Here is a 14247-nt window from a genome sequence, read left to right as displayed (position 1 = left end):
TCATGAAACCCTCGCCCCGAGCACCGCGTCCAGGCCCGCGCGGCCGGGAACCGCCCCACCGTCGGCGCGCCAGGCCGGGTCCACGACGATCCCGTGCGCCTCGCGCCGCACCACCCCGATCGAGTCGACGCCCCGCCGCCCGTCGGGCAGCCGGCGCATCCCCACCACCACCCGCAGGGACGCCGCGACCTGTGCGGACAGGGCCGCCCTGTCGAGTCCGCCCAGCGCGCCGAGCGCCTCCAGCCGGGCGGGCAGTTCCGTGGGCGAGTTGGCGTGGACGGTGCCGGCGCTGCCGTCGTGGCCGGTGTTCAGCGCGGCCAGCAGGTCGGCGACCTCGCCGCCACGCACCTCCCCCACCGCGATCCGGTCCGGTCGCATGCGCAGTGCCTGCCGGACCAGGTCGGCCATGGTCACCTGTCCGGCGCCCTCGACGTTCCCGTGCCGCACCACCAGGCGCACCACGTGCGGGTGCGCGGGCCGCAGCTCGGGGGAATCCTCGACGCACAGCAGCCGCTCGGTCGCCGGGACCAGCCCCAACAGCGCCGCGAGCATGGTGGTCTTGCCGGAACCGGTCCCGCCCACCACGAGGTAGCCCACCCGGGCGTCGACGAGTCCGCGCAGCAGCGACTCCGCACCGGCGGGCACCGTCCCCGCCTCCACCAGCCGGTCGAAGGTCACCTGGGCCGGCCGCGACACACGCAGCGACAGGCAGGTCCCGTCCACGGCCACCGGCGGCAGCACCGCGTGCAGTCGCCACGCCATCCCGTCACGGGAGCGCACCACGCCGTCGGCCCAGGGTCGGGCGTCGTCGAGCCGCTGACCCGCCCGCCCGGCAAGGCGTACCGCGAGCGCCCGCAGCTCGGCCTCGGTGGGTACGACGACGTCCGTCTCCTCCAGGCCGCGCCCGCGGTCCACCAGTGCCGGCCCCGGCCCGTCGACCACGACATCGGTGACCCCGGCGCTCGCCAGCAGCGCCTCGAGCGGCCCGGCCCCGGCCAGGTGCTCGCGGACCAAGCGCGCGGTCCGCAGCAGGTCGAGGTGACCGTGCAGCACCCCGGACTCGGCCCGCACCGCGCGGACCACCTCGTCCGGCTCGGGCTCCACGCCCAGGCCGGCGAGCCGCGCGCGCACCCTGTCGACGAGGTCGGCCGGCGGTGCGACCACGACCGGATCGTCACCGTTCATCGCGGTCCACCTGCTCCAGCAGGGCGTCGGCGAGCGCGGCCAGTCGCCGCACCCGGCCCGCCCGTCCGCGATGGAGCGCGGCCGCCAGCTCACCGGCGCCCGCCGCACGGCGGACCGCCCGGATCTCCGGCAGGACGTGCCAGTTCCTCGCCCCGGCCACGTCGGCGACGTCGGCGGCGTGCAGGGGGTCGCCGCGTCCGGTCCTGATGACCAGGACCACGCCCGGGTGGTCGCGCACCGCGTTCCCGGCGGCGACAGCGCCCTGGAGGTCGGCCCTGGTGACGACGACGACGAGGTCCGCACCGGCGAACACCGGCCCGCCGTCGGCGAGCCCACCGCGATCGCTCACCACGAGTCCCCCGGCCGACCGGTGGGCCTGCACCGCTCCCGGGGCGCCGTCGAGGGCGCGGACAGGGTCGGCCACGACCGGTCCACTCCTGGACCGCGCCAGGACGCCGAGTCCGGGCAGGGCCTCGGGGACCGCACCCCACAGGGCCTCCGGATCAGGTCCGCCCAGGTCGGCGCGCACGTCCTCGACCCGTAGCCCGGGCCGCTCCTCGACGCCCAGCACCAGATCGACGCCGGTGCCGTGCGGGTCCGCCTCGACCAGCAGGGTCCGGAGAGACGGCGCAGCCCGAACCGCCAGCGCCGCCGCGAGGGTGCTGGCCCCGCAGCCGCCCACCGCGCCGGCGACCACGATCAGCGGACCCGACCGCGTACGCACCGGCGCGAGCAGCGCACCCACGAGATCGCCGGTGCCGGACGGCAGGCGGACCACCTCGTCGTCGTCGCCCCGGTCGCGGTCAGACCCCACCCGCACGACGCGTGAACCACCGGAACTCACGGCGGCGTCCGCGCGATCGGTGACCACCACCTCGGAGTGGTTCCCGGCCCGGGTGTCCGTGTCCAGGGCGAGTGCGGCCAGGACGGCACGCACGTCGGCGTCCAGATCGGGGTCGGCGACGTCCACCGCGACGGACCGCGCTCTCGTAGTCGTGTTCACGGGGCTCAGCCTCGCGCACCCACCCGCCCGTCGACCGCTCCGCGGAGGCCCACGGCGGCCCGCCTGTGGAGGGGGGCGGGGCTGTGGACAACGTGCCGCGGGTTACGCCGCGCGGTGAGTTCGCCGCGCGGGGGGTTCGACGCGCGGCGGGTCGCCTGTCGCCTGCCCGGCCCGCTCTCGGCGCGTCCGCCCCAGCGGCCGCCAGACCACCGCCGCCGGCTGACCACCGCCGCCGTCTGACCGCAGCGGCTGACCGTTCACAGCCGCCCGTTCGCAGCCGCCCGCGGGCATGGCGTCTCGCACCGACCGCTGCGCAGGCGAGACGCCATGGCGGCGGGCGGCGACGGCCGTGGTGTGCAACCGCGGGAGCGAGACGCCCGGCGCAGGAGCGGATGCGCGGGAACGCGGATGCGCGGCGACAATCGACGCGGAAGCGGGTTAGAGAGGGCGCCGAAGCGAGAGGGCGGGCTGGCCGAGGGACCCGCTAAATGCGAGAGACCGCGGCAGGGGGTGCCGCGGTCTCTCAGAAGTGTCAGTTCTCGGGGGGATGAACTGAGCACCTTAGGGGGATGCCCATCACGGGCACCGTCAGTATCGCCCATCTGCGTGGCCAGCACAAGAACCGTATCGTTGGGGCGTGTCCGCCCCACGCCCACCGGGCCCCAGGATGTCGCACCGGCCTCGTCGGGTCGCTGCGTTCTTCGACCTGGACAAGACGATCATCGCGACCTCCTCGGTGTTCGCGTTCAACAAGTCGTTCCTCGGCGAGGGACTGCTGTCCCGCCGGTCGGTGATCGATCTGGCCTACACGCAGCTGGCGTTCAGCCTGTCCGACGCCGACGACGAGCAGATGCAGAAGGTGCGTCAGGCCATGGCGACCGCCACCAAGGGGTGGTCTCCCGAGCAGGTCGAGCGGATCGTCACCGAGGGACTCAAGGAGACCGTCTCCCCGACCGTGTACGCCGAGGCCCAGGAGTTGCTCGCCGAGCACCGCGCACTGGGCCACGACCTGGTGATCGTGTCCGCCTCGGGCGAGGAGTTGGTGGCGCCGATCGCCCGGATGCTCGGGGTGGACCACTACGCCGGAACGCGGATGAACCGGGACGCCGACGGTCGCTACGGCGGATCGATCGAGTTCTACTGCCAGGGCCCCGGCAAGGCGGAGGCGATCAGCGCGTTCGCGGAGCGCTACGGCTACGACCTCGAGGCGAGCTACGCCTACTCGGACTCCTCCACCGACCTGCCCATGCTCGACATGGTCGGCCACCCGACGGTCATCAACCCCGACCGCGCACTGCGGCGCGAGGCGCTGGAGCGGGGCTGGCCGATCCTGACGTTCGAGAACCCCACTCCGCTGCTGCCCACGTTCGAACGGGCGACCGGGCCGATCGTCGGGGTGGCGGCCATCGTCCTGGCCGTGGGTTCCGCCACCGTGTCGTTCGTCCGGGCCGCGCGACACGCTGGGCGGTAGCGCGGCCCATCGGGTGCGCGTGGCGATGGGGCGGACCCGTACGGTGCGTCGCCAACACCTCATCATCGGCGTCGGCGACGGGCACGGGCGATAGCCGGACTCCCCTACGAGTTCCGGTGTTCCTTGTGCGATCCCACCATCGCCCCGGGCCGGTCGCAGGCGGCATGCTCAGGGCACGGTGTTGAAGACGCCAGGACCGGGACGGAAGAGAAGTCACGGCCCCCCGCCCTCCTCACCGTCATCGACATTCGGAAACCCACGCGACGGATAACGCCCGAGAGGCAACACCAGCCGTGGGTCCGCGCCAGCCGTCACCGACGGTTGTCCCGGGCCGGCGACACGGCGGACCACAGGACGCTTGGTACCCGGATCTCTCGATGGACCGCAGTGAATTGGCGGGTCGACTCCGGTCGGCCCGCCATTCGCGCGCGCCCGGCCCGTTCGGCCACCGGCGCGCTCCGCTTAGCCCCCGGCTGCGTCGGCGATCGACGTCGCCTCGCGCGCGCCCGCCTCCATGGCTCTACAGCAATGGAGGAGCCATTCGGTCACGCCCTCCTCTGTTCCGCTCATGTAGCCCTGCAGGGCGGCCCCGTGTGCCTCCGGGTCCCGATAGAAGGTCACCTCGGGCACGCCCAGGCAATGGGGGTCGAGCCCGGTCGACACCCCGACCAGGCGGAACGCCGCCCGGGCGACGATCCCGTCCGCGGACCCGAACGGTCGCAGGCCGGAGAGTTCGCCGAGGACGACCGCGGCGAGGACGGGCGCCGGCGCGCGGGTGCCTCCGGTGACCAACTCGGCGAGGCCCTGGAGACGCTCGGCGACTCCCTCCTCCGGGCGCGGCCGACCGAGTGCCTGCGGGTCCACCCCGGGCCCGGACGCCGCGAGGAGGTGCAGATGGGCGAGTTCCTGGAGGGGCGAGCGGGTCCACACCGACACGGCGCGGTCGAGCGACTCGCCCGTCAGTTCCCCGGCCACGCGCAGCGCTGCCGAGAGCACCTCGTCCTGCTCGCCGTCGGTGTCCAGGCGGACGGACGCGCCCTCGACGCCGGCCGATGCGCGGGCACCCCGCAACACCGATTCGGCGGCGGTGGTGGGCCATCCGCGGCGGTTGGCGGGGTGTCGGTGCACCGAGGCGAGGGCGGCCCGGGCGGCGTCCGCGGCCTCGGCCACACCGGGCAGGGCGAGGAGCGGGGCGAGCGGGTCGGGGGCGGTGGAGGTCACGGGTCGAGGTTACCGACCCGGCGCGAATCGGCCGACACAGGTGATTTTCAGCTGCCTCAACCGGTGTCGAGCTGGTGTAATCAGCCCAATCCGTCGGGGCACGCGCCCGGCTCAGCCCCTACACCTCGATCCCGGAGGCCCTCGTGAATCTCAAGGACCAGCTCGACGCGCTGCTCGACGCGACCGCCTTCGACTCGACCGGGGCCAAGGTTGGCGCCGTGCGCCAGATCTACGTGGACGATGCCAGCGGCAAGGCCACGTTCGCGACCGTCGCCACCGGGATCTTCTCCGCCGACGCGATCGTCCCGCTCCACGGCGCGCGACTCCTCGACGACGAACTCCATGTCGACCACACCCGCGCCGTCATCCGCGATTCCCCGCGCCCCGACAACACCGAGGACGCCCTCACGCCGGAGCAGGAGGCCAGGTTGCTGGAGTACTACGGCATCGAGACCCCCACGCGGCTTCGCGGAACCGCCGCGTCCGGGCCCGGGACGGCGACCGTGGAGTCGGCGCCGAGCGGCGGAAAGGAGCCGAGCGCGGGCGAGACGGCAGGCGCCGGGAAGGCGCCGAGCGCCGGGAAGGCCGAGGGCACCGGCAAGACAGCCGTCGCCGACAAGACGGACACGCCGGCGGGTGCGGGCAAGGCGGACAGCGCCCGGACGACCAGCGGCACGCCGGCGAGCGGGGGCGGGGCCGCGGTCGGTGCCAGCGCAGAGGGAACGGGCACGTCGCCGGGCACCGGCGCGGCGCGCCGGCCGGCTACCCCACCCGCATCGACCGGGACCACGGCACCGGCGGGCGCGACGTCAGAGAGCGGGAACAAGGCGACGACGACGAGCTCCGCGGCCTCATCTTCGTCGACCGACACCCCGGAGCCCGCGAAGCCCTCCGGCCCGGGGCCCGCCACACCCGCCGGGCCACCGTCCGGCGGCGGCTCCACGAAGGGCGAGAACACCCCTCGCGAGTGAACGGGATCGGGCAGGCCTCCCCCGACCTCCCCCCGACGGGCGGGATCCCGAACACGGTGCGCCGCATGTGACTACGCTCACACATATCGGTCCGGTCGCTTCCGCCGTGACGATCCCGGCCGTCCGTGAAATCTGATCCCGAGAGAGAGCCGCTGATGACCGCTCCCGAGCACGACCAGTCCTTCGCTCCCGACCCCGACTTCGCCGCGCAGGCCAATGCGCAGGCCGACCTCTACGACAGCGCGTCGAGCGACCGTCTCGCCTTCTGGGAGGAGCAGGCTCGCCGACTCGACTGGGACACCGAGTGGACCGAGGTACTGGACTGGTCCGACGCCCCGGTCGCCAAGTGGTTCGTGGGCGGCAAGCTCAACGTGGCCTACAACTGCGTCGACCGCCACGTGGAGGCCGGCAACGGCGACCGGGTGGCCATCCACTGGATCGGCGAGCCCGGCGACGACGCCCGCGACATCACCTACGCCGAACTCAAGGACGAGGTCAGCCGGGCGGCCAACTACCTCAGCTCGCTCGGCCTCGTCGCCGGCGACCGCGTGGCCATCTACATGCCCCTGCTGCCCGAGGTCTACATCGCGATGCTCGCGTGTGCCCGCCTGGGCCTGACCCACTCCGTGGTCTTCGCCGGTTTCTCGCCGAACGCGCTGCGCTCCCGCATCGACGACGCGGAGGCCAAGCTCGTCATCACCGCCGACGGACAGTTCCGGCGCGGTAAGCCCGCACCGCTGAAGGCGGGAGTCGACGACGCGCTCTCCGGAAACGGCGTCGATGCCGACGGCGACGCCGAGTCCGTGCAGAACGTGCTCGTGGTCCGCCGGACCGGTCTCGATGTGGACTGGACCGACGGCCGTGACGTCTGGTGGGACGAGGCGATGTCCGAGCAGTCCACCGAGCACACGCCGGAGGCTTTCGACTCGGAGCACCCGCTGTTCCTGCTCTACACCTCCGGCACGACCGGCAAGCCCAAGGGCATCGTCCACACCTCGGGCGGGTACCTCACCCAGTCCGCGTACACCCACCACAACGTCTTCGACCACAAGCCCGGCGAGGACGTCTACTGGTGCACGGCGGACGTCGGCTGGGTCACGGGCCACACCTACGGCGTGTACGCCCCGCTGGCCAACGGCGCCGAGTGCATCGTCTACGAGGGAACCCCGAACTCGCCCGACGAGCACCGTCACTTCCAGATCATCGAGAAGTACGGCGTCACCATCTACTACTCCGCGCCGACCCTGATCCGGACGTTCATGAAGTGGGGCAACGAGATCCCGGCCGCGCACGACCTGTCCTCGATCCGCCTGCTCGGTTCGGTCGGCGAGCCGATCAACCCGGAGGCGTGGCGCTGGTACCGCGAGAACATCGGCGGCGGCAAGGCTCCCATCGTCGACACCTGGTGGCAGACCGAGACCGGCGCGATCATGATCTCCCCGCTCCCGGGCGTCACCGAGACCAAGCCCGGTTCCGCCATGCGGCCGCTGCCCGGTATCGAGGTCGCCATCGTGGACGGCGACGCCAAGGAGGTCGCTCCGGACGAGCAGGGCTTCCTCGTGATCACCGAGCCGTGGCCGGCCATGCTCCGCGGCATCTGGGGCGACATGGAGCGCTATCGCGACACCTACTGGTCCCGGTTCGCCGAGGAGGGCTACTACTTCGCCGGTGACGGCGCCAAGTGGGACGCAGACGGCGCACTGTGGGTGCTCGGTCGCGTCGACGACGTCATGAACATCTCCGGTCACCGCATCTCGACCTCCGAGGTCGAATCGGCCCTCGTCGGTCACCGCGCGGTCGCCGAGGCCGCGGTCGTCGGCGCCAACGACGAGACCACCGGCCAGGCGATCGTCGCGTACGTGATCCTGCGGGGCAACGTGGACGCCGAGGAGGATCGTCAGAAGCTCATCGACGAGCTGCGGGCCGAGGTGTCGCGGGAGATCTCCCCGATCGCCAAGCCCCGCGACATCACGATCGTGCCCGAGCTGCCCAAGACGCGGTCCGGCAAGATCATGCGTCGCCTGCTCAAGGACATGGCCGAGGGCCGCGACGGCGGCGACACCTCGACCCTGTCGGATCCGACGATCATGGACCAGATCCGCGAGAAGGGCACGCGCGGCTGACGGGTAGCGGGTGAACACCGCCACGTGACGTGGCACGATGGACGACGGTGCATCCGTCGCCGGACTATGGAGGAACAACCGTGAGCCACGCCCAGGGAACGCACAAGCCGACCGAGGCCTCGATCCCCCTGCATGACGCTGACTCGATCGGCCGTGGCGACGCCAGTATCGGCACCCTGGTCAAGAACGCCACGACGCAGGTGTCGACACTGGTCCGTGCCGAGATCGAACTGGCGAAGACCGAGGTCACCGAGCAGGTGAAGAAGGCCGCGACCGGGTCCGGCTTCTTCGTCGCGGCCCTCGTCCTGCTGCTGATGTCCTTCTTCCCGTTCGTGTTCATGTGGGCCAAGCTCATCTCGATGTGGTTCGGCACCAAGACCTGGGACTGGATGGGCTTCCTCATCGTGTTCGTCGTCCTGGTCCTGCTCGCGGCGGTGTTCGGGCTACTCGGCTACCGCAAGGTCAAGAAGATCCGGAAGCCGCAGCGCACCATCGACTCGGTGTCGGACCTGAAGCTGGCCATGCCCAAGGGCAACGAGCCCCGGCCCGGCACGGTGCGTGTCACCGAGACGCCCTTGCCCGCGTCGAAATCCTGAGAACTCCCGCTCACCGGCCGCCCGACCCGTCGATCGTCAGGATCGACGGGTCGTGGCGGCATCGTGACGTCTCGGCCAACGGCATCCGCCTGCACATCGCCGAGGCGCTGCCGGCCGACACCCCGCCGGGCCGACTCCCCCCTCTGGTCCTCCTGATCCACGGTCTCAGTGGAATCTGGTGGACGATGCGGGCGCCCATGCTCGCGCTGGCCGACGCCGGGTTCCATGCCGTTGCCGTCGATCTCCGGGGCCACGGCGACTCGGACAAGCCGCCGCGCGGTTACGACGGGTGGACCCTGGCCGCGGACATGACCAACCTCATCCGGGCCCTCGGTCACTCCTCGGCGGTGGTCGTCGGCCAGGGCGAGGGCGGATTCATCGCATGGACCGCCGCCTACCGCCGGCCACGCGCGGTGCGGGGCCTCGTCGTCGTCGGCTCTCCCCACCCGGTCGCCACCCGGCGCGCCGCACTGCTCGACCGCTCCCAACGTCGTGCGCTGGTGCCTCGCCTGCTCGCGGACCAGGCGCCGCGATTGCCCGAGCGGCACCTCACCCGCGACGGCGCCGCAGTGGTCGAGGAGATGCTCCGCAGTCGATCCGGGCCCACGTGGCCCGACACGGAGGACTTCCGCGAATCCGCCGACCTGCTCAGGCGGTCCATGCTCATCCCGAAGGTCGCGCACCTGACCCTGGAGAGCCGCCGCTGGATGGTGCGGAGCCAGTTCCGTCCGGACGGTCGCGACTTCCGCCGCGCGGTCTCGGGCGTCCTGCCGCAGCCCGTGCTGGGGATCAGTGGGACCGAGGACAGGTTCATCCTGCCGGCTACCGTCCGCGCGTCCTCGGCGTGGGCGCGCGACTTCACCACCGAACTGGTCCCGGGGGCCGGGCACTATCCCGCGATGGAGGCCCCGGACGCCACGTCCCGGCTGATCGTGGACTTCGCGCGGCGCGTCACCCCGCTCTGAGCCGCCGGGACTCCGACCCGCCGACCGGGCCCCGCGGTGATCAGCTGGGCAGCCCCACGCACCGCCCCGTCGAGACCGACTCCTGCGCATCGACCGCGAGCTGGAGCTGCGGCAGCACCTGCTCCACGGTCAGCGCGTACCCGGTGTCCGCGGCGTCCATCGCGGCGCCGAACACCACGCCGGCGACCTGCCCCTGCGGGGTGACCAGCGGTCCGCCGGAATTGCCCTCGCGAACGGAGCCCCGCAGGATGTACACCTCGCGCTCGACGGTCTGCTCGCGGTAGATGTCCGGGCCGCGCAGGGTCACACGCTCGCGGATCCGCGCCGCGTCCGGACGGTAGGGCCCGTTGCCCGGGTAGCCAACGACGATCGCGTCGTCGCCGGTGCGGGCACGGTTCTCGGCGAAGGGAAGAACCGGAGCGTCCAGCCCGTCCACGCGCAGCACCGCGATATCCACGCGGGGGTCGTAGACCACCACCTCGGCGTCCAGCTCGTCATCACCGGACACCACGGTCGCCGACTCGGTGCCCGCCACGACGTGTGCGTTGGTCATCACGAGCCCCGGTGCGGCCACGAACCCCGACCCCTCCAGCGCGCGGCTGCAGGACTCTGCCCGGCCGCGGATCTTCAGCACGGACGGCTGTACGCGGGCCACCACCTCGGAGCCTGCGAGGACCGGATCGGGCGGTGGGACCTCCTGCATCGGGGTGGTGCCGAACGGTCCGAGGATGTCCGGGAATCCGGTGGTGCCGAGGACCGAGGTGAACGTCGCGGGGATCCGTTGCAGCTGTTCGGGGGCGACGTCGTCGATCTTGGCCAGCACGGACGACCCCCGCACCGCCTTGCCCAGCCCGGGTCCCTCCTGCGCGGCGATGGGCACCGCGACCAGCCAGGCCACGAGCAGCATGGCAGCGGACTGGAGGACGGCGCCCACCGTGCTGTCGAGGAGTCGTGCACCGGATCCGGCGATGTAGCGCCTGGCGGCGCGGCCGATCGTGACGCCGGCGACCTGCCCGATGATCACCATCACCGCGATGATCGCCAGCCCCGCGGACAGCCTGCCGAACGGCGAGTCGATCTCCCGCACGAGGTGCGGGGCCACCAGCAGGCCGGAGGTCGCGCCGATGCCCACCCCGAGCAACGCGAAGCCCGACGCGGCGGCCCCGTTGATCCAGCCCGAGATCGCCGCGGCCGCGGCGAGTGCGAACAGTGCAAGGTCGAGCCATTGCGAGCCCGTCACCGGTACCCCCTCCGAGGATTGTCCGCGGGCAGGTCGAGCGACTCCTCGCCGTCGGCGGGCTGCTCGCCGTCCCCGGCCAGCTCGCCGTCGGCGGCCGTGGCACCGGCAACGGCGCTGGCGGCGGCGCGCGCGCTCAGCCCGGGGACGCCGGCGACGGTGCGATCGGCCAGTGGGTCCGCGGATTCGCGGCGGGCCTCCTCGGCCGACATGCGGTGCTGCTCCCCGTTCGCGGACGCGGCCAGGGTCTTCTCGAGGTCCCGGATGTCGGACGTGTCCCAGTCCAGGTCCCATCCGGCGGAGTGGAACATCGCGGCGAGGATGCCGGCGGTGAAGCCCCACACGACGAGGTCGTCGTGCTGGAACGCCGGGCCGGTCCACCCGGTGGTGTGCCGGAGCAGGAACCGGTTGGCGGGATCGAGCAGCTCGTCGACCGGCACGGTCATCACGCGCGCGGTCTCCCCCGGGTCCACGACGTCGACCTCCATCGGCTCCCGCCAGTATCCGAGCACCGGTGCGACGGAGTAGTTCGAGACCGGGATGTACAGCTCGGGGAGCACCGCGAGCACGTCCACCCCGTCGGGGTCGAGGCCGGTCTCCTCCCACGCCTCACGCAGTGCGGCCTCCACCGGGCCGCTGTCCGTGTCGTCGACGCCGCCGCCGGGGAACGAGATCTGACCCGAGTGGCTGCGCAGCGTGGGGGCCCGGTGGGTGAGCAGGACGCGGGCATCGCTGGGCGGCTGGGGGCCGGGCGCGTCCTCCGAGCCGGAGAACAGCACCAGGACGGCGGCGTCGCGGTGCGGCCGGCCGACCTCGTTGGGACCGCGGTCCTCGGGCGGACGCCGTCTCGGCAGCAACCCGTCGAAGCTGCCGTCGGTGCACGCCGTCATGAGGGGGTCCATCCAAGCGGGGTGCGGGACGCCGGTGACGTCGCCGGGCCGGGGCACGGGCCCGTTCGCGGGGTTGCTCACGCGGTCACTCCCAGGTGTTCGGCGACGGCGTCCAGCACGTCCTGCTCGCTGTCCATGGGTTCGACCAGCACGTGCGCGATCGTCCCGTCGGCGCGGACGAACAGCGTCAGGGGCAGGACGGGAGGCGCGCCGAGCACGGTCGGCAGCTCCTCGTCCTGGTCCGAGACCGAGATCAGGTCCTCGATGCCAAGCGCGGCGAGGGTGTCGAACCCCTTGGTCTCGGACGGGTCGGTGTGCGAGAGCACCACCTTCACCTTGTCCCCGAGGGTGGCCTGCGCGTCACGGATGGCGGGCAGCTCACGGCGGCACGGTTCGCACCAGTAGGCCCACATGTTGACCACCATGGGCGTGCCGGCCTGGATCTTGCCGAGCGTGGTGGTGGAGCCGTCGCCCATGCAGCGCACCATCAGTCCGGCGACGGGGCCGGTGGTGGTGGCGGGCACGGCGCTGTCGCGGCAGGCGGGGAGCCCGGCCTCGGCGCGGACCGCGGGGTCCACGACGGTGCGCGGCTCGTCCGCGGGCGGGGCGCCCACGGGAGGTGCGGTGGGGGCGGCGGTCGGGTCGCCGGACCCGTCGTCGGTGTCACCGAACGTGGAGAGAAGTGCGACGACGACGCCGATCATCGCCACGAGAGCGACCAGCGACCACCGGGCTGAGGCGCTCACGCGTGGTCCCCCAGTCCGACCAGTTCCAGCAGGTGGTCGCGCTCGGGTCCCGCCACGAGGCGGGCGGCGGCGACCGGGTCGAGCGGGCCGGCCTCGCCCGCGGACGGGCAGTCGTCGGCCAGCACACACGCCCCACAGGCCGCGGTCCGGGCGTGGCACACCCGGCGACCGTGGAAGATGATCCGGTGGCTCGCGTCGGTCCAGGAGGCCCGCGGCAGCATGCGCGACACCTCGCGCTCGATGCGGACGGCGTCCGTGGCCTCAGTCCACTTCCAGCGGTTCACCAACCGGATGAAGTGGGTGTCGACCGGCAGGCCCGGGATCCCGAATGCGTTGCCCAACACCACGTTGGCCGTCTTCCGTCCGAATCCCGGGAGGGTGACCAGGTCCTCGAGCCGCTGCGGCACCTCGCCGTCGTACCTCTCCACGAGCGCCGCGCCCAGGCCCTGGATGCTCCGCGCCTTGTTGCGGTAGAAACCCGTCGGCCGGATGAACTCCTCCAGCTCCTCACGGTCCGCCCCCGCGTAGTCGGCGGCGGTCCGGTAGCGCGCGAACAGTGCCGGCGTGACCTCGTTGACCCGCTTGTCCGTGCACTGTGCGGACAGAATCGTCGCCACGCTCAGCTCGAGCGGATCGGTGAAGTCGAGCTCGCAGTAGACGTGCGGGAACGCCTCCTCGAGGCGACGGAGCATGCGTCTCGCGCGCCGGGTGCGCCCGAGGTCGGTCTCCGCCCCCCTCGCGGCCACCCCTCGGCTGCGGCGCTTCACGGCAGGAGCTGGGTCGGGCATGAGTCCACATTACGGCTCGGCGCCCCGACGGCGCGGAACCGCCGCCCCGGGTGCGTGTGCGTCCCGCGGTCCGGGGGTGGATAATCGGACAGATGCAGGGAATCCTCGTCGTCCTGGTGCCGGTCCTCCTAGCCGGATTCGCACTACTCATGGACCGTTTCGAGAATGCGATCCTCGACGAACCCGAACAGATCGACGTCTGAACCATCCCGCTGATCGCGCGTCGCCACCACCTCCGACGCGCTTACGACTACAGTGGTTTTCGCCACACGCACGCCATGGCACGGACACGCATGTCCGCGCCCGAACGGAGGGTCACAGACTGTGACGATTGATCGCCGCACGGACCAGTCTGCCGACGACGTCCTCACCAGAGCCGGAATCTTCCAGGGTGTGGAGCCGGCAGCGGTCTCCGCCCTGCGTTCCGACCTGACCAGCGAGGAGTACTCGAAGGGTGACGTGATCATCCGCGAGGGCGAGCAGGGCGACAGCCTGTACATCGTCACCTCCGGCAAGGTGAAGCTCTCCCGGAAGGCCCCCGACGGTCGCGAGAACCTGCTCTCCATCCTCGGGCCGTCCGACATGTTCGGCGAGCTCTCCATCTTCGACCCCGGCCCGCGTACCTCGTCGGCCGTGTGTGTCACCGACGTGTCCGTGCAGGCCATGGACCGCTCGGCCCTCAAGCGCTGGATCGCCGAGCGTCCGGAGATCTCCGACCAGCTGCTGCGCGTGCTGGCCCGCCGCCTGCGCCGCACCAACAACAACCTCGCCGACCTCATCTTCACCGACGTGCCCGGCCGCGTGGCCAAGGCCCTGCTGCAGCTCGCGCAGCGCTTCGGCACGCAGGAGGGCGGCAACATCCGCGTGACGCACGACCTCACGCAGGAGGAGATCGCCCAGCTCGTCGGCGCCTCCCGCGAGACGGTGAACAAGGCGCTGGCCGAGTTCGCGCACCGCGGCTGGCTGCGGCTCGAGGGCAAGAGCGTCATCATCTCCGACACCGAGCGGCTGGCCCGCCGCGCCCGCTGACGCCCCGGCCCCAGCCCCGGCC

Annotated in this window: 13 protein-coding genes; 6 read left to right on the top strand and 7 right to left on the bottom strand. The window is 72.3% G+C overall.

The annotated features are described in order from the left end of the window. Both J1M64_RS07005 and J1M64_RS07000 read right to left on the bottom strand, forming a co-directional pair. Positions 1-1185, bottom strand: a complete 1185-nt coding sequence (locus J1M64_RS07005) for a TadA family conjugal transfer-associated ATPase (protein WP_206473716.1) — start codon at positions 1183-1185, stop codon at positions 1-3. Continuing rightward, positions 1175-2188, bottom strand: a complete 1014-nt coding sequence (locus J1M64_RS07000; protein WP_206473714.1) for a chromosome partitioning protein — start codon at positions 2186-2188, stop codon at positions 1175-1177. The genes J1M64_RS07005 and J1M64_RS07000 overlap by 11 nt, the downstream gene beginning before the upstream one ends. 637 nt (positions 2189-2825) lie before the next feature. Here J1M64_RS07000 and J1M64_RS06995 point away from each other — a divergent pair. Then, positions 2826-3659, top strand: a complete 834-nt coding sequence (locus tag J1M64_RS06995) for an HAD family phosphatase (protein WP_206473712.1) — start codon at positions 2826-2828, stop codon at positions 3657-3659. A 462-nt stretch (positions 3660-4121) separates the two neighbouring features. Here the strand turns inward: J1M64_RS06995 and J1M64_RS06990 are convergent, their stop codons facing one another. Then, entirely contained in the window at positions 4122-4880 is a 759-nt protein-coding gene (locus J1M64_RS06990; protein WP_206473710.1) for an oxidoreductase, read from the bottom strand. A 143-nt stretch (positions 4881-5023) separates the two neighbouring features. Here J1M64_RS06990 and J1M64_RS06985 point away from each other — a divergent pair, with 143 nt between their 5' ends. The 4 genes from J1M64_RS06985 (at position 5024) to J1M64_RS06970 (ending at position 9535) form a co-directional block, all read left to right on the top strand. Beyond that, a complete protein-coding gene (locus tag J1M64_RS06985; protein WP_206473708.1) occupies positions 5024-5851 on the top strand; it encodes a PRC-barrel domain-containing protein in 828 nt (275 codons plus the stop codon). A 155-nt stretch (positions 5852-6006) separates the two neighbouring features. Then, entirely contained in the window at positions 6007-7974 is a 1968-nt protein-coding gene (gene acs, locus J1M64_RS06980) for an acetate--CoA ligase (RefSeq protein WP_206473705.1), read from the top strand. Positions 7975-8054: 80 nt separating this feature from the next. Further along, positions 8055-8570, top strand: coding sequence for a phage holin family protein (locus tag J1M64_RS06975; protein WP_067711418.1), 516 nt, complete (start codon positions 8055-8057; stop codon positions 8568-8570). A 95-nt stretch (positions 8571-8665) separates the two neighbouring features. Next, positions 8666-9535 (top strand): alpha/beta hydrolase, encoded by an 870-nt coding sequence (locus J1M64_RS06970; protein ID WP_120285186.1) that lies wholly within the window; start codon positions 8666-8668, stop codon positions 9533-9535. A gap of 40 nt (positions 9536-9575) precedes the next feature. On the opposite strand, the gene J1M64_RS06965 is transcribed toward J1M64_RS06970, so the two are convergent. Genes J1M64_RS06965 through nth form a run of 4 tightly spaced genes read right to left on the bottom strand, consistent with a single transcriptional unit; the run spans position 9576 to position 13196 of the window. Beyond that, positions 9576-10775, bottom strand: a complete 1200-nt coding sequence (locus tag J1M64_RS06965) for a MarP family serine protease (RefSeq protein ID WP_067711414.1) — start codon at positions 10773-10775, stop codon at positions 9576-9578. Next, positions 10772-11743 (bottom strand): CoA pyrophosphatase, encoded by a 972-nt coding sequence (locus tag J1M64_RS06960; protein WP_307872388.1) that lies wholly within the window; start codon positions 11741-11743, stop codon positions 10772-10774. The genes J1M64_RS06965 and J1M64_RS06960 overlap by 4 nt, the downstream gene beginning before the upstream one ends. Further along, on the bottom strand, positions 11740-12408 hold the full coding sequence (locus J1M64_RS20180; protein ID WP_206473703.1) for a TlpA disulfide reductase family protein: 669 nt from the start codon (positions 12406-12408) through the stop codon (positions 11740-11742). The genes J1M64_RS06960 and J1M64_RS20180 overlap by 4 nt, the downstream gene beginning before the upstream one ends. After that, positions 12405-13196: an endonuclease III gene (gene nth / locus J1M64_RS06950; protein WP_206473694.1), complete on the bottom strand. Its 792-nt coding sequence runs from the start codon at positions 13194-13196 to the stop codon at positions 12405-12407. The genes J1M64_RS20180 and nth overlap by 4 nt, the downstream gene beginning before the upstream one ends. Before the next feature lie 324 nt (positions 13197-13520). Here nth and J1M64_RS06945 point away from each other — a divergent pair, with 324 nt between their 5' ends. Then, positions 13521-14225 carry a Crp/Fnr family transcriptional regulator gene (locus J1M64_RS06945; protein WP_096906152.1) on the top strand — a complete coding sequence of 235 codons (705 nt, stop codon included), beginning with the start codon at positions 13521-13523 and terminating at the stop codon, positions 14223-14225. The last annotated feature ends 22 nt before the right edge of the window (positions 14226-14247 follow it).

Source organism: Dietzia sp. KRD202, assembly GCF_017168155.1.
Lineage (GTDB): Bacteria > Actinomycetota > Actinomycetes > Mycobacteriales > Mycobacteriaceae > Dietzia > Dietzia kunjamensis.
Note: the sequence above shows the minus strand (reverse complement) of the source record. Positions and strands in the feature narration are given on the sequence as shown.

Excerpts from the sequence above, each read along its gene's own strand:
- J1M64_RS07005 (WP_206473716.1), bottom strand. The coding sequence starts at position 1,185 with ATGAACGGTGACGATCCGGTCGTGGTCGCACCGCCGGCCGACCTCGTC.
- acs (WP_206473705.1), top strand. The coding sequence starts at position 6,007 with ATGACCGCTCCCGAGCACGACCAGTCCTTCGCTCCCGACCCCGACTTC.
- nth (WP_206473694.1), bottom strand. The coding sequence starts at position 13,196 with ATGCCCGACCCAGCTCCTGCCGTGAAGCGCCGCAGCCGAGGGGTGGCC.